Raw genomic sequence first — 21,452 nt, forward strand, 5'->3', positions numbered from 1 at the left:
TGGAGGGCACCGGGGCCTCAAGGCCACACCGGCGCTCAAGACGGTCGCTCCTTGGCCGCAGGAGTATCGAGAGGCAGCCTGCGAAGCAGACACCGACCATGGGGCCAGGTCCCCATCGACCCAGCCCGCCGCGGTTCGTTAGCTTTGGGTCAGTCAACCGGATGGACAAGCTGCCAGGGTGGATCCTTGGCCAAGGATGGGCCTCATGGCTGGTTTGATTGGCAACAACCGGGAGGGCATGGCGGCCAGATCAACACCTCCGCCCACTGGAATGCGGAGCCGGAGGGTCCGCTGCACACTGCACCGGGGGCGTCTCCCATGCCCGGACCACCTCTCGGTCAGGGCATGCAGCGGGCCCGGATGGTTTCGACTCCCGGTCCGGCCAGCTCGTCGCAGTAGGTGCCGCGCCCGGCCATCGCCATGGTCAAGGCGAGGGTGGTTCCGAAGACGGGCCGGCCGCCGTCGTCCGCCACAAACGCGCTGTCCGTGGCCTCAAGGCGCAGCCCCTTGACGACGCTCCGGCTGGTGATGGTGAAGTTCCGCCGCGCAAAAAAAGCGGCAACCGGCAAGAGAGCGGCCATCGGAACCTCGCGCACAATCCCGAGCGGGCGGCGGATGTCCTCGCTGTGCACCACCACCTCACCCAGCCATGCCTCGACGGGTCCCAGGGGTGAGGTGGAACTGCCGACGACGGCCCGGAACCGCGAGAGTGTCTGGGCAGGAGTGGGGCAGCGGTGCTCCGCCAGGCGGCGGTCGTTGTGCAGATCGAAGTCGAACCGGGCGCCGACTGCGCTGGCAATCCAACGGAGGGGACCGATGCTGGCCGCCGCAGTGAGGTGGGCCGTGACGTCCTCGATGGTCCACCGGTTGCACAGGGACGGCAGCGCCCACTGGGCGTCGTCGATTGTGGCCAGGTCCTCGGCCAGCGCGGCACGCTCCGCGTGGGCGGCCTGCCACAGGGTATTGCGCGGCGAGCTATTGGGCATTGACCCTCCGGTGCCGGCTGCGAGGTAAGGGCGAAGTAAAAGGAGGAATGCAGCTTCCCCTTAACTCCAATCTACAACGTACAGGGGGCCTTGCCGCAAGGCCCGGGATGGGCCGCATAATGGGTAGCCGGCGCCCGGACCGGTCCCGCGTGGCCGCCCGCCCGGTGCGCCGTGCCGCCGCGCGAACCAATCAGAAAGGAGCTGATGGCATGCCGCCTTGCACCAGCGCGTTCAACCTTCCCGGCAACCTTGCGGCCAAGGCGGATCCGGCACTGATTGCCACCGACCAACGGCACTTCGCGGCCATTGCGGAAAGCCTCGACCGGACGCTTACGGAGCTGGGCCGCGAGCTGGACGCCGCGCGCAGGGCGCCCGCCCGCCTTGGCCAGGAGGCCGTGGAACGGGACGTCGAAATCCGGCGCCTGTCCGCCCGGCTCCGCACCCTGGGCCGCTTCGGCCTTGACCTGTGCCTCGGCCGCATTGTCCCTGCCGACGGGGCGGAGCCGCTGTACATTGGACGGCTTGGCCTGACGGACAGCGACGGCCGGCGCCTCCTCATCGACTGGCGGTCGCCGGCGGCTGCGCCGTTCTTCGGGGCAACCCACGCCAACCCCATGGGCCTGGCCGGCCGCCGCCGCTATCGCTGGACCCGCGGCCGGATCAGCGACTACTGGGACGAGGCCTTCACCGCGGAAGGCGCCGGCAAGAGCGCGGCGCTCGAGGACCTTTCCGCATTCATCGCCAGCCTGGGCGGCAGCCGCTCGGCCCGGATGCGGGACGTGCTCGGCACCATTGCCGCCGACCAGGATGCCATCATCCGCGCACCGTCCCGCGGCGCCCTGGTGGTCGACGGCGGCCCGGGTACCGGCAAGACCGTGGTCGCCCTGCACCGCGCCGCCTACCTCGTCTACTCGGATCCACGCATCGGGCACCACCGGGGCGGCGTGCTGTTTGTGGGCCCGCACCAGCCGTTCCTGAACTATGTGGCGGACGTCCTGCCGAGCCTGGGGGAGGAGGGCGTGCAGACGTGCACGCTGCGCGACCTGGTACCCGAGGGGGCCGCTGCAGGTGTCGAGACGGACCCGGAGGTGGCCCGGCTGAAGTCGTCCGCGGCCATGGTCAAGGCGATCGAGCCCGCCGTCAGGTTCCATGAGCAGGCGCCCACCGACGGGATGGCGGTCGAGACTCCGTATGCGGACCTCTGGCTCAGCGCCGGCGACTGGGCCGGGGCCTTCGCCTCGCCGGCCCCCGGCGCGCCGCACAACGAGGCACGCGAGGAGGTGTGGGAGGAACTGTTGACCACCCTGGAAGACAAGTACGACGGCGGAGACGTCCCCGCAGGCTTGCTTCGCCGGGCGCTGGCGCGAAACCAGGACCTGGCTGAAGCGCTCAGCCGGGCGTGGCCGCTCATCAGCTACACGGACCTGGTGGGGGATCTCTGGAGGGTGCCCGCCTACCTGCGCCTGTGCGCGCCGTGGCTCGGAAGCGACGAGGTGAAGAAGCTGCAGCGGTCCGTTCCGGACGCTTGGACGGAGTCCGACCTGCCCCTGCTGGACGCGGCCCGGGATCGCCTCGGTGACCCGGAGGAAGCACGGCGCAGGCGGCGGCAGGACGCCGTCGCACATGAGGGACGGGAGCTCATGGACCGGGTGGTGGAAGACCTGGTGGCCGCCGACGACTCCGAACTGCTGGTGATGTCGATGTTGCGCGGGGAGGACATGCAGGACAAGCTGGCGGGCATGGACGCCTTGCCGGCGGCCGGCCCGGACACGCTGGCCGGGCCGTTTGCCCACGTGGTGGTGGATGAGGCGCAGGAGCTGACCGACGCACAGTGGCTGATGCTGATGCTGCGGTGCCCGTCGCGCAGCTTCACGATTGTGGGCGACCGCGCGCAGGCCCGGCACGGGTTCCGGGAGCAGTGGGAGGAACGGCTGCGGCGGATCGGCCTGGACCGCGTGGCGATGGCAGGGCTGGGCGTCAACTACCGTACGCCGGAGGAAGTCATGGCCGAGGCCGAACCGGTGATTCGTGGGTCGATTCCGGATGCCAATGTTCCCGTGTCGATCAGGAGCAGCGGCGTTCCGGTTGTCCACGGAACCACGTCGGAACTGGCCCCGATCCTCGACGGTTGGCTGGCGGCGGAGGGGGACGGCGTGGCCTGCGTTGTCAGCCTTGTGAAGCCGGACGCCATGCCCGAGACTCCCCGGGTCAGGTGGCTGGCCCCGCAACTGGTGAAGGGCCTCGAATTCGACCTGGTGGTGCTGGTGGATCCGGAGCAATTCGGTGCGGGCGTCGAGGGCGCCGTGGACCGCTACGTGGCGATGACCCGGGCGACGCAACGGCTGGTGGTGCTGACGGCCGACGCTTGACGCCGCATGCCGCCGCTTCCTTGGCGTGCCCATTATCCGGCGCCGTAGGATATGCAGGGTGGTGCGCATTCCGGGTCCATTGCGGTCCCTCTCCCCGAGCCGGCAGGAAGCTGCCCTTGTCGCGGTCACGGCTGTCTGGGGCGGGACGTTCCTGGCCGTCCACGTCGCGATGCAGTACAGCGGCCCGATGTTTTTTGTGGGGCTTCGGTTCACGGTGGCCGGGCTGCTGGCCTGCATCCTGTTCCGCCGCGTGCTGCGCGGCATGACCCGGGCGGACGTCGGCGCCGGGGTGGCCATCGGCGTCATGATCTTCTTCGGCTACGGCCTCCAGACGTTCGGCCTGCAGACCGTCAGCAGCAGCACCTCGGCGTTCCTGACCGCACTGTACGTGCCGTTGGTGCCGCTCCTGCAGTGGGCCGCCTTCCGGAAGCGGCCCACGGCCATGGCCCTTGTTGGCGTTGCGCTCGCGTTTGTTGGGCTGCTTCTGCTGGCGGGGCCCGACGCCGTTCACGTGGGCCTGGGCGCGGGGGAGGTCGCGACGGTGGTCAGCACCCTGCCGATTGCCGGCGAGATCATCCTGATCAGCCTGTTCGCCGGCAAGGTCAACCTCGGCAGGGTCACGGTGGTGCAGCTGCTCGCCTGTGGCGTCCTCGGGTTCCTTGCCCTTCCCGTGGTGCATGAGGACATCCCGGGCTTTTCCTGGGTCTGGGTGGCCACGGCAGGAGGCATGGGGGCCGCCAGCTGTGTCATTCAGGCAACCATGAACTGGGCGCAAAAGTCCGTTTCGCCCACCCGGGCCACGATCATCTACACGGGTGAACCTGTCTGGGCCGGCATCGTCGGACGTCTTGCCGGCGACCGGCTTCCCGGCGTGGCCCTGGCCGGTGCCGCCCTCATCGTGGTCAGCGTCCTGATCAGCGGACTCAAGCCCCGTTCAGGCCACCGGCGGCGGCCCGCTTCGGAAAGCCGGGCCGTGGTGCTGCCGGGCCCGGAGCAAGAGCTCAGCGACTGATCCGACGTGGCTGAACACTGGCCTGGGGCCGCACCAGCCGTTTCCGGCCACTGACTCGTCGACCATGCGCAGCGTCCCGAACCACGCCATCGCCCTCCATTCCGGCTGTCCGGACCGGGAACTGCTGCCGGAGCGGCTGGTGCAGGCGGCCCTGGTGCGTGCGGCGCGCAGCGACGCGGCACTGTCCCGGCCGTCCGGTGCGGGCCTGCCGGAACTGCAGTCCTGGTTTGCCCGCGAACTGGGGCCGCGACGCCGTTGGGCATCAACACGCCGACGCCCAGCGACGTGATCGTGCTGCCGGGAGGCCAGGGTGGGCTGAGCTCCATCGTCAGCGCCCCGGTGGGCCGCGGGCGTCCCCTGCCCATCGAAGCGCCGAGCTACTGGGGGGCCATCCTGGCGGCCAGGAATGCCGGCGTCAAGCTCGTCCCCGTGCCCAGCGGGCCCGGCGGCCCGGCCCCGGAGGCCCTGGACGTGGTGCGTAAACACGGGGACTTCATGGTGGAGGACGACTGGGCCCACGATTTCGGCATCGACAGCGACCCCGTCGCCGCACGCGACGATTCCGGGCACGTCATTTACGTCCGCTCGCTGGCCAAGAGCGTGTCGCCGGCCATCCGCATTGCCGCCGTTGTGGCGCGGGGACCGGCACGGGAGCGCACCTCGCCGACCGGGAGCCGAGGCCATGTACGTCAGCGGGCCCCTGCAGGCGCCCGCCCTGGACGTGGTCACCTGGCCGGTGACAGACGCATCGTCGCAGCCTCCGCCACCACCTCCGGGCCCGCCGTGACCTGATGGTCACAAGCCTGCTGGAGCACGTGCCGGACGCCCACAGCGAGCAAATCCCCAAGGGAGGGCTCAACCTGTGGCTGCGCCTGCCGGGCGGCACCAACCTCGTACGGCTGACGCGCGACTGGGAGGATTCCGGCGTCGTCATGGCGGCCGGCAAGGATTGGTTCCCGGCAGAACCCGCAGGGCCGTTCATCCGCCTCAACTGTTCCGGGCCGAACCCGGGGGGCCTTTCCGGAAGGGGGCCGGCAGCTGGGTTTGGCGCTGCGGCGCAACGGCCGGTAGCTGCCGTGGACGGTGCGGCAGCCGGGCGCCGGCCCCGTGGGGTGCGGCTACGCTGAAACGATGACAGCCATATCGCGTTCGGATGTTTGGTACCTCTTTGACTACGGCATGGTCATTTCCATGGCGCCGGAAGCGGCGGACTGGGCAGCCCTGGAAGGGGCAGCCGGCCGGGAACTTGAGGAAAGGACAAGCCCGTACTGGGCCATGCGCGAGCCATTCGACGCCGGGAAACTGACCCCCAAGGAGTACTGGTCGGGTGTGCTGGGCCGTGCGGTGGACGCTGCGGAAGTCGATGCGCTTGAGGCCATGGATGCCATGCAGTGGTCGCACCTGAACGCGGAGACGCTGGCGGTGCTGGAGACTCTCCATACCGGGCAGTCAAATCTTGCCCTCCTGTCAAATATGCCCGCCCAAATGGCCGGCCGGTACGCTGCGGGTTCACCCTGGGTGGGCTATTTCTCCAAGCTGTACTTCAGCGGGGAACTCGGAATGGTCAAACCCGACCCGCGCATCTTTGACCATGTAGTCGCCGAGCTGGGCGCCGAAACACGGAACGTCGTGTTCATTGACGACAACCACGCCAACATTGCCACGGCTGGGGAACTTGGCCTGAACACCGTTCACTACACACCCGGAATGGATCTCCTGGACGCGCTGTCCTCAGCAGTTTGCCGGTGACCGGCTGGCGGTCCCGGGTTCTCGAATCCGCCCCGGGACGTCAGGGCCAGGGCGAGCAATTGCCGTGTGGCGGCAGCCGAATCCGGCCTTGCCTCACGCGCTCCGGCTGCGGGAGCAGTTCGTTGGCGGCCACCGGTCTGTCCTGGACCGCCACGTCGACAGTGGCCTGCAGCCACTCCACGAGTGCCGTTGCAGCGTTATGCAGGGGCGCGAAACGCTGCAGGTTGCTGGTGCGCGAATAGGCATCGCCCGGAGCGGAACCACTGTCCCACCGCCGGCCGTACTCGATGGGAAGCCCGTGGCCGTCCCTGTAGGCCAGGGTCGGGAAGCTCGGACGCCGGTACTGGCTCATGGCTACACAGCAGCCCGGGCTTTAGGGGCTGTATTCCGGTGACGGCAGCCGCTGCCTTCGCCGCTGACGTCAGGGAACCTGCCCGCACACAGGTGGGACACTGGTGCCATGAACGCCGTGGGTGTCTTGCTCAATCTTGAAAACGATCCCGGGCGCGCCCCAGCAGTCGCACCTCGAGGACGCTTTCGCCGAGTGCGCGGCGGCCGGTGGCCCAACGCCCACCTGCGGGGCAGCGGTGGCCAGCCCGTGGGTGGGCCCCACCCCACAGGCTGCAGGAAGTGGAAAGGGAGCACGTCGACCCCGGTACTCATCAGCGCGTTGATGAAGGTGGTGGGCATGGATCGCGTCAGATCCGGTGGGGCCTGCCGGGGCTGTTCTTTCAGGTTGCGGTCAGGATCGATAACATCGGGTGCCGTCTTCGCGTGGGCTCTCTTTCGAAAGGTACTTTGGTAGGTCGTTTCAAGAATTACGCGGTGGTCGCCTTACGTCCGGCAGCATCACGCCCGAGGTGGATTAGCCACGGCATCCTGGGCGACCAACCGAAGATCCGGCAGTTGCTGCTGCACTGGGCGCTGCTCGTCCGGAGGCGCCAGCAGCAGGTGCCACGCTATGGAGCCCCAGCGCTTGGCCTCGTTTGAGGCGGGACCTAAGCCCCTGTGCCGGAAAGCGGCCCGGACGTAGGTTGAAGGCGTGTACTGAAATTACGGGGACCGCACCAAAAGGGGCATCATGGCCAGGCATGGATTTTCGGCGTTCAGCGTTCTCTGGCCCGCCGCCCTGATCGTGCTCACAGGTTGTTTCGGTCCACTCGTCCCGGCCCCCACGAGCAGTTCCGCGGCCCCGACCACAACAGCGGGCCCCAACGCGACACCGACGACGGCGGCGAGCTCGCCCCCGACAACCGCTGCCCCGCCGTCGTCCGCCCCGGCGAGCCCGACGGCGACGGAGCAACCAACCACTCCTGCATTCCCGGAGCAGGTGGCTCCGCTGACGATCTACTACGTTGCTGTTGGTGACAACGGCGTCTCGGGACCCGCGATCGGCTGCGGCGACAGCCTCGTCGCCACGACCACGGCTCCGGTCCGATTCACGGACCAGGTGGCCCCCAGCATCGGGACCCTGCTCGCGAACAAGAGCCGAGACGTCAGCCAGTCCGGGTTGGTGAACGTCCTGTACCGCTCGAACCTCAGCTACGCCGGTGGTGAGCTGACCGGCAGCACCATCACCATCCGGCTCAGTGGGCAGTTCATGCTGGCCGGTGTGTGCGACATCCCCCGCGCGAAGGCACAGCTGGAGTACACGGCCATGGCCGCGTCCGGGGCCACGAGTGCCCAGGTTTTCATTAACGGGCGCCCCATCGACGAGGTGCTCAGCCTCAAATAGGACAAAGGAGTCATGATGAAACGCTTGCTTACTGGATTGTCGACGGCGGCCCTGTTGGCCGTGGGTGTGGCACCCGCCGGGGCCGCTCCCAACATCTACCACACGATTTCCTCAACCAACGGCTTCACCCAGGTGGTCGAAACTGTCGGCTGCGAGCAGACCCAAATCTTCGTCGACTCGAGCGTGGCCCAATACGCCGACCAGCCCGGTCCCGTGAACAAACAGGGCCTGACCAGCGTGTTCCTGCGCATCACCGATATCTGCGCCACAACGGCCGGTGGGGTCGCCGCTGCGGCCGGCCCGGGCGTGGTGCTGTTCGAGGCAGAGGGCCAGAACATGGCGCCTTTGGTGGTTGATCCGAGGTTGACCGCCGCCTCCATCAGCACCGAACTGCCCGGCACCGACGGCAACGGCAACCCCGTCACCATCGGCCTCGCCGCGGCCTGGACCGGCACCGGCCCGCTGGAGCATTCCACCGTGCACAACCACGCGAACTTCCCCGGTGAGGGCAACGTCAATGCAACAGACAACAACCTGAGGCGCACCGCCACGGCAAAGGTGTCTGTCACGGTCAACGGGCGCACGGCTGCGGGCACTGACAGTGAGGCGTCACTGGAGCAGGTGAAGTCCCGCTGCATCGAAGTGGCCCGCCCTGGCGTGGAGGACTTCTACCCCTGCTTCGGGTTCCCGGGCTAAGGGCTGGCGACGCCCGGGACTGTCAATTTGACACTGTAACTGAGTTGCAAATAGTGGGTTGGCGACGACTTGCGGGGAGCCGGGCGTCGAAGGCGATTTCGAAGGTGTTGGGGTGTATTTCCATCGTTGGGTCCAGCTGGCCCGCCTTTGCCGTTCGGGTCCAAGGCCATGACCGCGAGGTGGACGAATCCGGGTCCGGACTGCTCGTTGGGGAAGTGCCTGCGGGCCCTGACGGCTTTGCGGACCCGGGCGTGGACGGACTAGATGGCGTTCGTGGTGCCCACGATCCGGCGGATACCTTGGCCGAACGGCAGGAACGGCACGAACGGCAGGAACGGCACGAAATCGCACCCAGGCGTTTTCCCAGATCATGAGGATCGGCGGGTACTTCCGGGCGCATTCCTGCCCAAATTCCGGGAACCGCTCCTCGGCTGCGGAGACCATCGCAGCCTGGCAGGCGCGTTGAGCGCCCGGGAGATCTTGTCCCAGCCCTGCCGGGCGTAGGGGCGGAAGTTGTTGCGCATCAAGTGCACGATCCAAGCGTGCACTACCGTCTCCGGCCACACGGCGGCCGCGCGTCCGGCAGCCCTGTCAGTCCGTCACAGACGAGGACGTCGTCGACGCAGCGATCCCTCATCCAAGCCCGCACCTGAAGCCAGTACCTGGCGCCTTCACCACCGCACCGGCCCACAAGAGCGGATACGCCGGATTCAAGGGCCGGTTCTGCCATTCGGCCATCCTGTCCAACACCGTCTCGGTGATCGTGGAGATCGACGTCTTGGAGATCCATCCAGCCGTACACGTCGGCCAGGTGCGCGGCGACGTCCCCATGCGTCATTCCACGGGTGGAGAAGGACAGCACGACATACTCAACGGAGCCCGGCCGGTGCCGGCGCCTGGCCACCACGGCCCGTTCGAACGTTCCCGCCCGGCCCGGGGAACCTCGGCAGGCACCGGGCTTGCGCGTCACCGACCAGCGGCGTGATCAACGCCCGGTCCGGGACCGATGGCTTCCCGGCCTCCATCAGCTGTGACCACGCGATGGGGAAGTTCCGCGGCGGATTGACGACGAAGATGAACGCCCGGGTGGACGAAAACTTGCGGACCCGGCCAGCGCCAGCGTGGCCGACAAGGCATGCCCCGCCAAGGCGGACCGGGCCTATTCGGGTGGCCGTGGCTTCCAATGTGTCATCCAGAAATAGGGAGACGAGTAAGCGCAAAGGCTCTGCCGGAAGCCGTCAACCACGCTACGGGAAAGAGGCATGCAAAGGCCGAAACGAAAGTCGATCGCAGCTCATACACCCCAGGCAATGGCGCTCCCCAGACGGCGGCTCCTACGAAGCCGCCGTCGTCTACCAGGCAGCAGCCGTCCTCGAAGCCGGAGTCATCTGGAGCACCGTCATCTGGAGCACTGCCGTCACAATGGAAGGCACGCACTCACAATGGAAGACACGCCCCCAGTATCCAGTGACGGCGGGGACCGGGGCGTAGGACGGTGGCCAGTCCGCCGGGAACAGCACCAGTGATCCCGCTGCAACCACGACCACGAATCCGCCGCACAGGAGCCCGGGCATGACCCCGGGGGTGGCATGCCCCATCAGGATGAGTGCGACGAATGCTGCAGCGACCAGCCCCAGGAAGGAGAGCAGGCAGCCGAGGTTCCCATGGTCCGTCCCCCCGGGAACGCAAACGCGCCGCCGCAATGCCAGATTGCGGCGGCGCATTGGGCTCCCTCCGGCTAAATGCCGGAGTGGGTGTGGGATTCCTCGGACGTGCTGACCGTGAACAGGTTCGGTCCGCTGCGCGTTACCCGGACACGTTCCCTCGGGGCGTTCGCCCGGCTTGAAATGTGGGTGATGGCAGAATCCAGGGTGGGCTCAATGGTTGAGTGGTCCCAGATCTTGAGGGTCATGGAGTGCGATTCAAAGCTCATGCGCCATTGCTTCCTTTGATTGTCTTCCGGCCGCCTCGTCGTTGAGGCACCGCCTTCCACGGTACGTGACGGGGCGCCCCGATGGCCAAGTGCTGTGATCGACGGCACGGCGGCAATCCGTCCGGGGCGTAACAATCGCCGGCCGCAAAGACCGGCAAACGGCGGCCCTTGCGGCCAAGACACGGCAGGGATCCGGTGGAGCGCCCCGGGACGTTTTGCGGCAAGATGGAACCGTGACTAGCCAGCCTGAGAATCCAGATGCAGCAACGCCCACATCTGCCGTACCCGAAGCCGGCGTGCCGGATGACGTCGAGGACGCCGTCGAGCCCGCCGTCGAGCCCGCCCGGACCCCGTCCACATCGGCACGGGAGCGCTACGCCGACCTTGTTGAGCTGGTCCAAAAGTACCGGGCCGCGTATTACAACGACGACGCCCCCCTCGTCTCGGATGCGGAGTTCGACCGCCTCTACAGCGAACTGGAGCGGATTGAGGCCCTCAACCCCGAACTGGTCACCAACGATTCCCCGACCCAGGTGGTGGGTGGGGATGTCTCGGTGGCGTTTGCCGCCGTCGACCATCTGACACGCATGTACTCGCTGGAGGACGTCTTCTCCCTGGCCGAGCTGGAAGCCTGGCTGCGCCGGGCCGAGGCGTCGGTGGAGAAGCGGCACGGGACGGCGCCCCAGTGGCTCACCGAGCTGAAGATCGACGGCCTGGCCGTGAACCTGCTGTACCGCGACGGCGTGCTGGTGCGGGCCGCGACGCGCGGCGACGGCACCACGGGGGAGGACATCACCCACAACGTGGCCACCATCAAGGACATCCCGCAGAAGCTGCACGGCACCGGCTTCCCGGCCGAGATGGAAGTCCGTGGAGAGGTGTACATCGCCTCCAAGGATTTTGCGGCGCTCAATGAGCAGATGGTGGCGGCCGGCAGGGCGCCGTATGCGAACCCGCGCAACACGGCGGCCGGCTCGCTGCGGCAGAAGGACCCGGCGGAGACCGCCAAGCGGCCGCTGAGCATGTACGTGCACGGCATCGGTGCCCGCGAAGGCCTGGAAACCACAAGCCAGTCGCAGACCTACGCGCAGCTCAAGGAATGGGGCATGCCCACCAGCCCGTACTACAAGGTGCTGGACACGCTGGAGGAGGTGATGGGGTTCATCGCCCACTACGGAGAACACCGGCACGACCTCATCCATGAGATTGACGGCATCGTGGTCAAGGTGGATGACTTCGCCACCCAGCGCGAACTGGGCCACACCTCGCGGGTGCCGCGCTGGTCCGTGGCCTACAAGTACCCGCCGGAAGAGGTCAACACCAAGCTGCTGGACATCCGTGTCAACGTGGGGCGCACCGGCCGCGTCACGCCCTACGCCGTCATGACACCGGTCAAGGTAGCCGGATCCACGGTGGAAATGGCCACCCTGCACAACCAGGACGTGGTCAAGGCCAAGGGCGTGCTCATTGGCGACACCGTGGTCCTGCGCAAGGCCGGGGACGTCATCCCGGAAGTTGTGGGCCCGGTGGTGGCGCTGCGGACCGGGGACGAGCGCGAATTCGTGATGCCCACGCACTGCCCGTCGTGCGGCACCGAACTGGCCCCCGCCAAGGAGGGCGACATTGACATCCGCTGCCCCAACGCGCGGTCCTGCCCGGCCCAGCTGACCGAGCGCGTGGCGCACCTGGCCGGCCGCGGCGGCTTCGACATCGAGGCCCTGGGCTACGAGGCCGCGGCCGCGCTGACCACCGGCCCCGGTCCCGACCCGGCGGAGAACGGCGGGGTCATCATGCCTTCCGGCCCCGGCCCGCTCACCAGCGAGGCGGATGTCTTCACCATCGCGGACCTGGACCTGTCCGGCGTCGTGGTGTGGCGGGAAATCCGGGCCAAGGGCGAGGGTACGGGCCGCTTCCAGCAGGTGCCGTATTTCTACACGAAGGCGACGGCCAAGAAGCCGTCGGTGCCCACCAGGAACACCGAGAAGCTGTTCGAGGAACTGGAGAAGGCGAAGTCGCAGCCGCTGTGGCGCGTGCTGGTGGCACTGTCCATCCGGCACGTCGGCCCCACGGCGTCGCGTGCCCTGGCCACTGCGTTCGGCTCGATGGACGCCATCCGGGCCGCGTCCGAAGTTGCGCTGGCCGACGTGGACGGCGTCGGGCCCATCATTGCCGAGGCGCTCGTGGAGTGGTTTGCGGTGGACTGGCACCGGGAGATCGTGGACGCGTGGGCTGCGGCCGGGGTGCGGATGCAGGACGAGGTGGACGAATCAACCCCGCGCACACTGGAAGGCCTGACGCTTGTGGTGACCGGGACGCTGCCCAACTTCAGCCGGGACGAGGCCAAGGAGGCCATCATCACCCGCGGCGGCAAGGCAGCCGGCTCGGTCTCGAGGCAGACGTCCTATGTGGTCGCGGGAGAGAACGCGGGCACGAAGCTGGACAAGGCCGAATCGCTGGGTGTGAAAGTGCTGGACGAGGACGGATTCGTGCGGCTGCTCGCCGAGGGGCCTGCCGCTGAACCGGACGATCAAGCTGTATTCGCAGAAGAAGGGGAGGACGCATGAGCCACGCCGCATCCATTGATGAACTGCTGGAGGTGGCGCTGCGGGCGGCCGCCGCCGGTGCCGCCGTCCTGGCCGCGCGGGACCCCGAAGGCTTCGGCGCCACGGAAAAATCCTCCGACTCAGACTGGGTCACGGCCTTCGACCTTGCCGCCGAGCGGGCCGTGCGCGCCGTCATCACCGACTCCCGCCCGCACGACGTCATCACGGGCGAGGAACTGGCGCCGGCGCTGCCCGCGGAACCGTCCGGCTGCCGGTGGAGCATCGACCCGCTCGACGGCACCATGAACTTCATCCGCAACATCGCCTACTACGGCACCTCGGTGGCCGTGATGGGGCCCGACGGCGGATGGCTGGCCGGGGTGGTCAGCGCACCTGCCCTGCGGCGCACCTATTTCGCCTCCCGCGGGGGAGGCGCCTGGCTGGACGAGGTCCGGGCCGACGGCGTCCAGGGCGTCCGACGGCTCCGGGGACCGCTGGAGGCCCGCGGCGGCACGCTTTTGTCCACCGCCCTGACGTCCGATCCGGTGGTGCGGCGCCGCCTGGTATCCGAACTGAACGGGCGCATGGACAAGTTCGGCGATTTCCGCCGGCTCGGTTCAGCCGCACTGGAACTGTGTGCCGTGGCCGAGGGCGGCGTGGACGGCTACCTGGAATACGGGCTCTTTGAGCACGACTTTGCCGCCGCCGCGTTGATTGCCGAGGAGGCGGGCGCGTGGGTCCGCAGGCCGGAGCTGACCCCGGCCGTCAACGGCCTGCCGTCGCGGGAGGAAGTGCTCTCCGTGTGGACCGCCGCCTGCGTGCCGGGGCTGGAAGGCAACTTCGCGCCGTCGGACTAGCCCGGATGGACTAGCCCGGATGGACCAGTCCGGATGGACCAGTCCGGACGAAAGGATGATCGAGATGGAAACCGACGGGGTGGTGCTCTCCCGGGTGGTGGCGGATGCCGCGCGCTCGCTGGCGTTTTACCGCGACGGGCTGGGCATGGACAATGCCAGGCTCATGTTTGGCATCGCGTGCCTTGAGCTGCCCGGGCTGACCTTGTTCCTGGCCGGGCCGGAGGACTTTGCCCGCAACACCGGACTTGCGGCCGGTGCGGTTGCCGGACGCAGCGACGGAGTGCTCAGCTGCGCGATCAGGTCCACCGCCGAGGTTGACCGGCTGCTGACAACGGCAAGGACGGCCGGGGGATCGGCCTCCGCACCTCAAGTGATCGACCACGCGAGCGGGCGCCGGCAGTACATTGGCACCGTCACGGACCCGGACGGCTACGTGTGGCAGCTGGTGTGCAACATCGAGGGCCCGGGGGAAGGTGCATGACGGGCGCGAAACCGTGGCAGCCGGTCATGGCGGCGCTGGCTCGGAATACGGTCCGCCCTGGCGGCTGGGGCCAGGCAATCTCACGTTTTACACCCGGGCAACGTCTGTAGGGGTGGTGCCACCGAACCCGGCGGCCAACGGCGGCTGTAACGAAGGATGCGAATGTCCACGACGAGTTCCACCAGCAAATGGCCGCTGGCCCAATTTGTCACCTTGGCCCTGGTTTGGGGTGCCAGCTTCCTGTTCATTGCGATTGGCCTTGAGGGCCTGTCGCCGGCCCAGGTGGTGCTGGGCCGGCTCGGTGCCGGGGCAGTGGCGCTGGCCGCCATCTCGCTGGCCGCCCGGCAAAGGCTGCCCACCGAACCGGCGGTGTGGGCCCATCTGCTCGTGGTCTCGGTGCTGCTGTGCGTTGCACCGTTTCTGCTGTATTCGTGGGCCGAACAGACCATCGGCTCCGGCCTGGCCAGCATCTACAACGCCACCACCCCGCTCATGACCACGCTCGTGGCACTCGCGGCGCTGCCCCGGGAACGGCCCACCCGGGTCCGCCTGTTGGGGCTGCTCGCCGGCTTCCTCGGCGTCGTCATCGTCCTGGGACCCTGGCGTGGGACCGGCGGCGGCACCCTGGCCGCCCAGGCGTCCTGCCTCGCGGCCACCGCCTGCTACGGCCTCGGCTTCGTCTACCTGCGGCGCTTTGTCTCACCGCGCGGCCTGCCGGCCCTGTCCCTGGCCACGGTACAGGTGGGCCTCGGCGCCCTGATCATGCTGATCCTTGCGCCGTGGATTGCCACGGCTCCCGTCCACCTCACCCCGCGCGTGGTGGTCAGCATCCTCATCCTCGGCATGGCCGGGACCGGCCTCGCCTACGTGTGGAACACCAACCTGGTGGCCGCCTGGGGCGCGGCCAACGCATCGACCGTCACCTACCTCACGCCGGTGGTCGGCGTCAGCCTGGGCGTCGCCGTCCTGTCCGAACCCGTCAGCTGGAACCAGCCCGTCGGCGCCGTCATTGTCGTGGCAGGGATCGCCATCAGCCAGGGCCGCCTGTCCGGCGTCGGACGGTGGGGGCGCAGGCACGCACCCGTCGGCCGCAGTGCTGCGGATCAGTCCAGCAGGGGGCGCACCGACGCGTAGCCGTCGGGCACCACCGACGCGGGCGTGTCAAAGACCTTGGTCGGCCGGTCCCCGTCATGGCCGTCCCATCCCGGATCGCCGGAGATCGCGAAGGACACAGCGGCTGCATGGACCTCGTCGGCGAGGGCCTGCGGGGGCGACTTGCCGGCCAGGGCGTCAATCCCGCCGGTGCCCAGGCAGTCGAAGAAGAATGGCACATCCAGGCAGTGCACGGCCCGGCCAAACACCGGTGAACGCCACGAGAACCGGTACAGCCAGGTCCCGGCAGGGTTCGCGGCCGCGGCGGCCCCGGCCGGGGACCCATCAGCGTACTCGACGGACCCGGACCCGGCGGTCCCGGACCCGGCGGCCCGGGCAGCGGCCCGGGCAGCGGCCCCCGCCGCCCGCGATTCGGCCACCGTGAGCGCGGTGCTCCGGAAGACGGCATCGCTGATGTACCTGCCCAGCACCGCCGCGGAGCCCAGCCGCGCCACATCCTTGTTGGCGGCCAGGTAGCTGCTGCGGCGCCCCCGCGCCAGTCCGGCCTGGCCCAGGAGCAGCCGCGACGGGACAAAACGCAGCTTGGACGCCAGGCGGCCCAGGGCCATGGCAAATTCGTCGTCGGCCGTGCCCAGCACCAGCGGCTTGCCGGCGCCGGTGCCGGCGCGCAGGGAGTCGGGCGTGGGCGCGGTGATGAGTTCGCCGTCGACCATGGGGCCCAGCGACTGCCCGCCGTCCAGCACGCGCCGCAGGACCGAAAACATCCCGCCGCCGGCCTCCAGCGCCCTGGGCTGGAGCTCGAGCAGGCGCTCCTCAGGCACCGAGGCGAACCCCTCCACGGTGGGCTCGACGCCGGCCAGTGCCGCCAGCCGCTCCGCGAGCGCGCCCGCCCGGTCGCGGGGGACGTCGCCGAGCGCGCCGGAGAGGCAGTAGGCCTGCGCGAAAAGGTGCTGCGCCTGGGGCATGCCCAAGAGGGTCAGGACTGCGCCGCCCCCGGCCGACTGCCCCGCCAGGGTCACCCGGGCCGGGTCGCCGCCAAACGCGGCAATGTTCGCCTGCACCCACTCCAGGGCCAGCAGCCAGTCGAGGACGGCGCGGTTGTCCGGGGCGCCGTCCACCAGGCCAAAGCCGTCGAAGCCAAGCCGGTAGGAGACGTTGACTGTGACGACACCGTCGCGGTTGAAGGCGGCGCCGTCGTACCAGGGGCTGGCGGGGGAGCCGGCCGTGAAACCGCCGCCGTGGATGTACACCAGGACCGGGAGCGCCGCCGCCACGGACGGCGCCGGGGTGAAGACGTCCAGGTTCAGCGTGGATGCGCCCGGCACGGACGGTTCCGGGATGAGGGTGTGCGCCGGCGGGCCCGGCCGCTGCGGCGTGGGCCCGTGTTCGAGGGCGCCGCGCACGCCGTCCCAGCGCGCATGCGGCACCGGCGCGGCGAAGCGCAGCGGGCCGACGGGCGCTTCGCCGAAGGGGATGCCCAGGAATGCCGCGGAATGGCTGAAGGCTCCGGGTCCGGCGGCGGTTTCAGGGCAGGGCCGCCACAGGCCGCGGACCTGCCCGGCGCAGGTGGCGGCGACGGGAGGCGTGCTGGGATCGATGAGTGAATGCTGGGCGGCCATCCCTCCATGCTACGGAACAAGGCTGTCGCCGGGCACGCGCCGGCCCACGGGCGTACCCTGTTGCAATGAACCTCACGGTCATTGATGCGAACTTCGCGGCCCCGGACCACACCCACGTCACGGGGGAGGGGGCGCTGCCGTCCGCCTTCGACGTCACGGGGCTTGCGGCAGCCTCCGTGGCCGCGGCCGGAAACGCGGTGGCGCGCCTGTGCGGGCGCCTGGGCGCAGGGACCCCGCCCGTCGCGGTGGACCGGGCGCTGGCCTCGGCCTGGTTTGGGCTGTCCTTCACGCCCACAGGCTGGGAGCTGCCCCCCGTGTGGGACTCCATTGCCGGAGACTACCCGTGCGCCGACGGCTGGATCCGCCTCCACACCAACGCCCCGCACCACCGGGCCGCCGCGCTCGCCGTCCTGGGCCTGCCCGCGGACGTCGAGCGCGGACGGGTGGCGCAGGCGCTCGCATCCTGGCCGGGGGAGCGGCTGGAAGCGACAGTTGTTGCCGCCAACGGGTGTGCCGCCGTCATGCGCACCCGGGACGAGTGGCTGGCCCATCCCCAAGGCGCCGCGCTCGCCGCCGAGCCCCTGGTGCATTGGGGCCCGGAACGCCGCGTCCCGCCGTTTGGAAGGCACGACGCCGGCACCCGCCGCCGCGGGTCCGTCACCCGTGCGCAGCCCGCCGTTGTGAGTGCGGCCTTGCCTGCGGCCGCTGTGCCTGCGGCGGCTGTGCCTGCGGCGGCCCGCCCGCTGGCGGGTGTGCGTGTCCTGGACCTGACCCGGGTCATCGCGGGCCCGGTCGCCACCCGGTTCCTGGCCCTGTACGGTGCCGAAGTCCTGCGGATCGACCCGCCGGACTGGAACGAGCCGGGCCTCGAGGCCGAGATGACGCTGGGCAAGCGGTGCGCCCGCCTTGACGTAAAGACGCCCGAAGGCCTGGCCCGGCTCAAGGTGCTGCTGGCGGGAGCCGATATTTTCATCCACGGCTACCGCGCTGACGCACTGGACCGGCTGGGCCTCTCGGATGCGGCCCTCGCCGAACGCCACCCTGCCCTGGTCAGCGTTGCCCTCGACGCCTATGGCTGGACCGGCCCGTGGGCGCAGCGCCGCGGCTTCGACTCCTTGGTGCAGATGAGCTGCGGGATCGCGCATGCCGGCATGGAACACTTTGGGCGCGAGCGGCCATTCCCGCTGCCCGTCCAGGCGCTCGACCACGCCACCGGCTACCTCACTGCCGCCGCTGCCATCGATGCGTGGCGGGAGCGCCTGGACGGCACCGTGCGCAACGCCCGGCTGTCACTGGCCCGCACCGCCATGGACCTGATGCGCACCGGCCCCAGCCGGGTTTCGGGCGGGCTGCCGCCACCCGAAGCTCTTGCGAGCGAACCGGAATACACGGCCTGGGGCCCGGGGCTGCGGCTGGCGCCCGCCGTCGTGGTGGACGGCGTCCCTGCCTGTACCGCAGTGGAGGCCCGCGGCTACGGTTCCGCCGACGCGTCCTGGTCCGGCGGCAGCTGACGGCGTCCGGGCTGCCGGAGGGTGTGGCTGCGCGTCCAGGGCACTACGGCAGGGCCAGGACAGCCCTCGGTTCAGACATGGCGTGTAGGTTCCGGTTGCACTTGTCGCTAATCCGGATCTCAGGTCGGGAGCCATTGACTCGATGGCGGTCGTCAGCAAGACCAGGAGTCAAGGGCGATACTTGTGCGCCCCACAAGGGGAACGCCATACGGGACGCCCCGGGAGCCGTTCGGGTGTCGCGGAAGTCGGTGAAGTCGCTGGGGTCGGGGCTTTGTCCCCTGCGTTTCCCGTGGCGGCCGAGAACGAAGAGTTCATCCCAGGCGCGAGAACCGTTGCTTCGTCGCGAGGCAGCGGCCAACGTGCCAGGCCACTTCGCGTCAGGCCGCGACTCGCGCCGGCCTGTATCGCAGGGCGGTCGCTCCCGACCGGAACTCATGGCGACCCACAAGTTCGAGTTGGATGCGCTCGCGCAGGCCTGCGAGCAACCTAGGCCCATGTCCGGCAAGGACAGGCTGCACGAGGAACTCGTACTCGTCGATCAGTCTCAGATCCGCCAACGCCAGGGGGAGCGTCACGCCACCAACCCACAAGCCCCTGCCTGACTCCTGCTTGAGCCGCTGAACCGCTTGCCCCAAGTCGCCCCGAACCAGCTCGGCATTCCAATCGACCCCGCTCAGCGTGCTCGACACAACGTACTTCTTCGCCCCGTCGATGGCTTCGGCGAACGGGATCTGCCACCCATCCACCCAGCCGGGCCACGAGCCCGAGGCGGGCTTCCGCCACGCAGACTCCATCATCTCGTAGGTCACCCGGCCGAACAGCAGGGCATCGGCCCGCTCCATCTCAGCGGTCCAGTAGCGCATCGACTCCTCGTCCGGGGGGAGCCCAGCCTCGTGATGGCAGCAGCCGTCGAGCGTGACGTTGATCGAGTATCGAAGTGGTCTCATCTCGGTGCCCTCCCTTGATGCGCGCAATTTGTTTTCACCAAACCGACGGCCAGCCGGACCACGGCTTCGCTTGAACCGCTCATGGTCCGAGGATATGCAGCCTCGCCGTTTAGCGGAAGTGTCCGCGCACGAGTCCGGCCTGGACAGGCCCGCCGGGTGTGACGCGCCAGGACTCGTTTTCAACTCCGGGTGAACTGTCACAGATGGGGGGTCCTTGACCGGACAAACATGCCTCTGAACTGCGCATCTGTTGCGCCTGGGCATTCGCCGTCCCAGAAGACCCGTCCGTGGAAATGCCGGGTGAACAGACCTCATTCGGGGCAGGATTTCAGTTCCACGCGAACCCGTTGTTCGGGCTCCGGCAGGCGCCGGCTCGACATCCGCCAAGATCCTCGTGATGCCAAGTGGGACGACTGCGGGAACGCCGGGGAACCAGCTGGGAGCATCGTGGGAGCATCGCCGCAGGGCAGCTCGATCCGCTGGTGAGAGATGGTTCGGGATCCTACTTGGACCTCGCTGCCGCAAAGCCCCGCGGCCCCGCACTTTGCCCTGCGGCGAGTACGGGAAGTAGGAGAGAAATGGATTTGCAGCTCGGCGGATCAAGCGTTCATCAGCGGTTCAACCCAGGGGACCGGCCATGCGGTGGCGAAGGGCCTGGCCGAAGAGGGCATGGACGTGACGCTCAACGGGCGTGGCCAAGTGAAGCTGTCCGCGGCCGTGGAATCCCTGCGGCCGAGGGATCCCTGTGGCCGCAGGTGCCGGGCGCGACGCCGGCCATGCTGGCGCGCGGCTGGGGCCGGATCGTCGTTGTCAGCAGCGCACCGGCCGAGATTGCCAACATGGTGGTGTTTCTGGCCAGTCCGGGAGCGTCCGCGGGCAACGGATCGGCGGTGCTCGTGGACGAAGGCGTGCCGACAAGCCTGTTCTGAACTCCCGGTGCCAGGTCGTGCATTTCCTGCGCGGCACCCGGGTGCGGGAAACTTGGGAAGGCAAGTCCCGCCGTCGTACGCCACCAGGAGAACCCAACGCATGAACGTCACCGTCCGCCCAGCCACACCCCTTGACTACGACGCCGTTGCCCGGATCACGGCCGACGCGTACCTGGGCGCGGGCTACTTTGAGAGCGCCGAGTACCCGTACATGCAAAAGATCCTGAGCGTGGCGGAGCGCGCGGCGGTGGCGCCGGTGATCGTGGCCGAACGTGACGGCGTGGTGGTGGGCTCGGCGACGCTGGCCGTGTTCGGGGACGAGTGGGCGGACATCGCGCTGCCCGACGAGCTCGAATTCCGGCTGCTGGTGGTGGACCCGAAGGTGCAGCGCAGCGGTGCCGGGGCGGCCATGGTGCGTTACATCCTGGACCGGGCCCGCGGCACGGACGGCATCCGCGCCGTCAGCCTCACCACCGGGGACGACTGGCACGGCGCCCACGCCCTCTACCGCAAGCTCGGCTTCTCCCGCGCGCCCGAGCGCGACTGGCCGATCCCGGAAAATGGCAAGATGCTGCGCGTGTACCGCCAGGAGCTGCGGACGAAGGATTTATCCCCGGCCGCGGGCGACTAAGCTGGTGGGGACACAATTTTTCTTTTTCATGCAGGGGAGATCCATGGCTGCGATCAACCGTGAGCAGGTGGCGCATCTGGCGCAACTGGCCCACATCGAGATGAGCGACGACGAACTGGACCGCATGGCCAATGAACTGGCCGTGATTGTCGATTCCGTCAAGAGCGTCAGCGAGGCCGCCGGGGCGGACGTCCCGGCCACGTCCCACCCGATCCCGCTCACCAACGTCATGCGCGAGGACGTGGTGGGCCATGTGCTCACCGCCGAAGAGGCACTTTCCGGTGCCCCGGATTCCGCGGACGGCCGCTTCAAGGTGCCCGCAATCTTGGAGGAGAGCTAAG

The 21,452-nt window shown here is 68.9% G+C and carries 20 protein-coding genes and 2 pseudogenes; 14 read left to right on the forward strand and 8 right to left on the reverse strand.

Annotation, left to right across the window (positions count from 1 at the left end):
- Positions 1-338: 338 nt before the first annotated feature.
- On the reverse strand, positions 339-986 hold the full coding sequence (locus G6034_RS06800; protein WP_176634359.1) for a maleylpyruvate isomerase family mycothiol-dependent enzyme: 648 nt from the start codon (positions 984-986) through the stop codon (positions 339-341).
- A 209-nt stretch (positions 987-1,195) separates the two neighbouring features.
- Here G6034_RS06800 and helR point away from each other — a divergent pair, with 209 nt between their 5' ends.
- The 4 genes and pseudogenes from helR to G6034_RS06820 all read left to right on the forward strand — a co-directional run bounded on the left by helR (position 1,196) and on the right by G6034_RS06820 (position 6,116).
- Positions 1,196-3,355, forward strand: a complete 2,160-nt coding sequence (gene helR / locus G6034_RS06805) for an RNA polymerase recycling motor ATPase HelR (RefSeq protein ID WP_176634360.1) — start codon at positions 1,196-1,198, stop codon at positions 3,353-3,355.
- 58 nt (positions 3,356-3,413) lie between these two features.
- Positions 3,414-4,367, forward strand: coding sequence for an EamA family transporter (locus G6034_RS06810; protein ID WP_176634361.1), 954 nt, complete (start codon positions 3,414-3,416; stop codon positions 4,365-4,367).
- Positions 4,339-5,438, forward strand: a pseudogene (locus tag G6034_RS06815) (aminotransferase-like domain-containing protein); the annotation flags it as partial. The gene G6034_RS06810 and the pseudogene G6034_RS06815, both read left to right, overlap by 29 nt.
- A 60-nt stretch (positions 5,439-5,498) precedes the next feature.
- Positions 5,499-6,116, forward strand: a complete 618-nt coding sequence (locus G6034_RS06820; RefSeq protein WP_176634362.1) for an HAD family hydrolase — start codon at positions 5,499-5,501, stop codon at positions 6,114-6,116.
- Between the two features lie 40 nt (positions 6,117-6,156).
- Here G6034_RS06820 and G6034_RS20430 read toward each other — a convergent pair whose 3' ends face one another.
- Positions 6,157-6,468 (reverse strand): DUF6226 family protein, encoded by a 312-nt coding sequence (locus G6034_RS20430; RefSeq protein WP_176634363.1) that lies wholly within the window; start codon positions 6,466-6,468, stop codon positions 6,157-6,159.
- A gap of 287 nt (positions 6,469-6,755) precedes the next feature.
- Positions 6,756-6,935, reverse strand: a pseudogene (locus G6034_RS20435) (hypothetical protein); the annotation flags it as partial.
- 511 nt (positions 6,936-7,446) lie between these two features.
- Here G6034_RS20435 and G6034_RS06830 point away from each other — a divergent pair.
- Both G6034_RS06830 and G6034_RS06835 read left to right on the forward strand, forming a co-directional pair.
- Positions 7,447-7,851 carry a hypothetical protein gene (locus G6034_RS06830; protein ID WP_176634364.1) on the forward strand — a complete coding sequence of 135 codons (405 nt, stop codon included), beginning with the start codon at positions 7,447-7,449 and terminating at the stop codon, positions 7,849-7,851.
- 12 nt (positions 7,852-7,863) lie between these two features.
- A complete protein-coding gene (locus tag G6034_RS06835) occupies positions 7,864-8,547 on the forward strand; it encodes a hypothetical protein (protein WP_176634365.1) in 684 nt (227 codons plus the stop codon).
- 633 nt (positions 8,548-9,180) lie between these two features.
- Here G6034_RS06835 and G6034_RS20440 read toward each other — a convergent pair.
- The 3 genes from G6034_RS20440 to G6034_RS06850 form a co-directional block, all read right to left on the reverse strand.
- A complete protein-coding gene (locus tag G6034_RS20440; RefSeq protein WP_176634366.1) occupies positions 9,181-9,378 on the reverse strand; it encodes a transposase in 198 nt (65 codons plus the stop codon).
- A 521-nt stretch (positions 9,379-9,899) separates the two neighbouring features.
- Positions 9,900-10,271 (reverse strand): uL13 family ribosomal protein, encoded by a 372-nt coding sequence (locus tag G6034_RS06845; protein WP_176634367.1) that lies wholly within the window; start codon positions 10,269-10,271, stop codon positions 9,900-9,902.
- Positions 10,272-10,285: 14 nt separating this feature from the next.
- Positions 10,286-10,480 carry a hypothetical protein gene (locus tag G6034_RS06850; protein ID WP_176634368.1) on the reverse strand — a complete coding sequence of 65 codons (195 nt, stop codon included), beginning with the start codon at positions 10,478-10,480 and terminating at the stop codon, positions 10,286-10,288.
- 233 nt (positions 10,481-10,713) lie between these two features.
- Between G6034_RS06850 and ligA the strand changes: the two genes are divergently transcribed.
- The 4 genes from ligA to G6034_RS06870 all read left to right on the forward strand — a co-directional run bounded on the left by ligA (position 10,714) and on the right by G6034_RS06870 (position 15,495).
- A complete protein-coding gene (gene ligA / locus G6034_RS06855; protein WP_176634369.1) occupies positions 10,714-13,044 on the forward strand; it encodes an NAD-dependent DNA ligase LigA in 2,331 nt (776 codons plus the stop codon).
- Positions 13,041-13,880 carry an inositol monophosphatase family protein gene (locus tag G6034_RS06860; protein ID WP_176634370.1) on the forward strand — a complete coding sequence of 280 codons (840 nt, stop codon included), beginning with the start codon at positions 13,041-13,043 and terminating at the stop codon, positions 13,878-13,880. The genes ligA and G6034_RS06860 overlap by 4 nt, the downstream gene beginning before the upstream one ends.
- Before the next feature lie 64 nt (positions 13,881-13,944).
- A complete protein-coding gene (locus G6034_RS06865; protein WP_176634371.1) occupies positions 13,945-14,361 on the forward strand; it encodes a VOC family protein in 417 nt (138 codons plus the stop codon).
- A gap of 162 nt (positions 14,362-14,523) precedes the next feature.
- Positions 14,524-15,495 (forward strand): DMT family transporter, encoded by a 972-nt coding sequence (locus G6034_RS06870; RefSeq protein ID WP_176634372.1) that lies wholly within the window; start codon positions 14,524-14,526, stop codon positions 15,493-15,495.
- Here the strand turns inward: G6034_RS06870 and G6034_RS06875 are convergent.
- Complete coding sequence (locus G6034_RS06875) at positions 15,465-17,093, reverse strand: carboxylesterase/lipase family protein (RefSeq protein ID WP_176634373.1); 1,629 nt, start codon at positions 17,091-17,093, stop codon at positions 15,465-15,467. The genes G6034_RS06870 and G6034_RS06875 overlap by 31 nt on opposite strands.
- A gap of 65 nt (positions 17,094-17,158) precedes the next feature.
- Here G6034_RS06875 and G6034_RS06880 point away from each other — a divergent pair, with 65 nt between their 5' ends.
- Positions 17,159-18,604: a CoA transferase gene (locus tag G6034_RS06880; protein ID WP_176634374.1), complete on the forward strand. Its 1,446-nt coding sequence runs from the start codon at positions 17,159-17,161 to the stop codon at positions 18,602-18,604.
- A 377-nt stretch (positions 18,605-18,981) separates the two neighbouring features.
- Here G6034_RS06880 and G6034_RS06885 read toward each other — a convergent pair whose 3' ends face one another.
- Positions 18,982-19,551 (reverse strand): dihydrofolate reductase family protein, encoded by a 570-nt coding sequence (locus G6034_RS06885; protein WP_176634375.1) that lies wholly within the window; start codon positions 19,549-19,551, stop codon positions 18,982-18,984.
- A gap of 755 nt (positions 19,552-20,306) precedes the next feature.
- Between G6034_RS06885 and G6034_RS19770 the strand changes: the two genes are divergently transcribed.
- The 3 genes from G6034_RS19770 to gatC all read left to right on the forward strand — a co-directional run bounded on the left by G6034_RS19770 (position 20,307) and on the right by gatC (position 21,451).
- Positions 20,307-20,480, forward strand: coding sequence for an SDR family oxidoreductase (locus G6034_RS19770; RefSeq protein WP_246295394.1), 174 nt, complete (start codon positions 20,307-20,309; stop codon positions 20,478-20,480).
- A 100-nt stretch (positions 20,481-20,580) separates the two neighbouring features.
- On the forward strand, positions 20,581-21,111 hold the full coding sequence (locus tag G6034_RS06895) for a GNAT family N-acetyltransferase (RefSeq protein WP_176634376.1): 531 nt from the start codon (positions 20,581-20,583) through the stop codon (positions 21,109-21,111).
- Between the two features lie 43 nt (positions 21,112-21,154).
- The gene (gatC, locus tag G6034_RS06900; protein WP_113727104.1) at positions 21,155-21,451 is read left to right on the forward strand and encodes an Asp-tRNA(Asn)/Glu-tRNA(Gln) amidotransferase subunit GatC; all 297 of its coding nucleotides are present in this window, start codon (positions 21,155-21,157) and stop codon (positions 21,449-21,451) included.
- Position 21,452 lies beyond the last annotated feature (1 nt).

This window comes from Arthrobacter wenxiniae (assembly GCF_013376105.1).
Classification (GTDB): Bacteria; Actinomycetota; Actinomycetes; order Actinomycetales; family Micrococcaceae; genus Specibacter; species Specibacter wenxiniae.

Excerpts from the sequence above, each read along its gene's own strand:
- G6034_RS06875 (WP_176634373.1), bottom strand. The coding sequence starts at position 17,093 with ATGGCCGCCCAGCATTCACTCATCGATCCCAGCACGCCTCCCGTCGCC.
- G6034_RS06895 (WP_176634376.1), top strand. The coding sequence starts at position 20,581 with ATGAACGTCACCGTCCGCCCAGCCACACCCCTTGACTACGACGCCGTT.
- G6034_RS06820 (WP_176634362.1), top strand. The coding sequence starts at position 5,499 with ATGACAGCCATATCGCGTTCGGATGTTTGGTACCTCTTTGACTACGGC.
- G6034_RS20440 (WP_176634366.1), bottom strand. The coding sequence starts at position 9,378 with ATGGGGACGTCGCCGCGCACCTGGCCGACGTGTACGGCTGGATGGATC.
- G6034_RS06850 (WP_176634368.1), bottom strand. The coding sequence starts at position 10,480 with ATGAGCTTTGAATCGCACTCCATGACCCTCAAGATCTGGGACCACTCA.
- G6034_RS06845 (WP_176634367.1), bottom strand. The coding sequence starts at position 10,271 with ATGCGCCGCCGCAATCTGGCATTGCGGCGGCGCGTTTGCGTTCCCGGG.
- G6034_RS06885 (WP_176634375.1), bottom strand. The coding sequence starts at position 19,551 with ATGAGACCACTTCGATACTCGATCAACGTCACGCTCGACGGCTGCTGC.
- helR (WP_176634360.1), top strand. The coding sequence starts at position 1,196 with ATGCCGCCTTGCACCAGCGCGTTCAACCTTCCCGGCAACCTTGCGGCC.
- gatC (WP_113727104.1), top strand. The coding sequence starts at position 21,155 with ATGGCTGCGATCAACCGTGAGCAGGTGGCGCATCTGGCGCAACTGGCC.
- G6034_RS06835 (WP_176634365.1), top strand. The coding sequence starts at position 7,864 with ATGATGAAACGCTTGCTTACTGGATTGTCGACGGCGGCCCTGTTGGCC.
- G6034_RS06870 (WP_176634372.1), top strand. The coding sequence starts at position 14,524 with ATGTCCACGACGAGTTCCACCAGCAAATGGCCGCTGGCCCAATTTGTC.
- G6034_RS06800 (WP_176634359.1), bottom strand. The coding sequence starts at position 986 with ATGCCCAATAGCTCGCCGCGCAATACCCTGTGGCAGGCCGCCCACGCG.
- G6034_RS20430 (WP_176634363.1), bottom strand. The coding sequence starts at position 6,468 with ATGAGCCAGTACCGGCGTCCGAGCTTCCCGACCCTGGCCTACAGGGAC.
- G6034_RS06880 (WP_176634374.1), top strand. The coding sequence starts at position 17,159 with ATGAACCTCACGGTCATTGATGCGAACTTCGCGGCCCCGGACCACACC.
- G6034_RS06865 (WP_176634371.1), top strand. The coding sequence starts at position 13,945 with ATGGAAACCGACGGGGTGGTGCTCTCCCGGGTGGTGGCGGATGCCGCG.
- G6034_RS06860 (WP_176634370.1), top strand. The coding sequence starts at position 13,041 with ATGAGCCACGCCGCATCCATTGATGAACTGCTGGAGGTGGCGCTGCGG.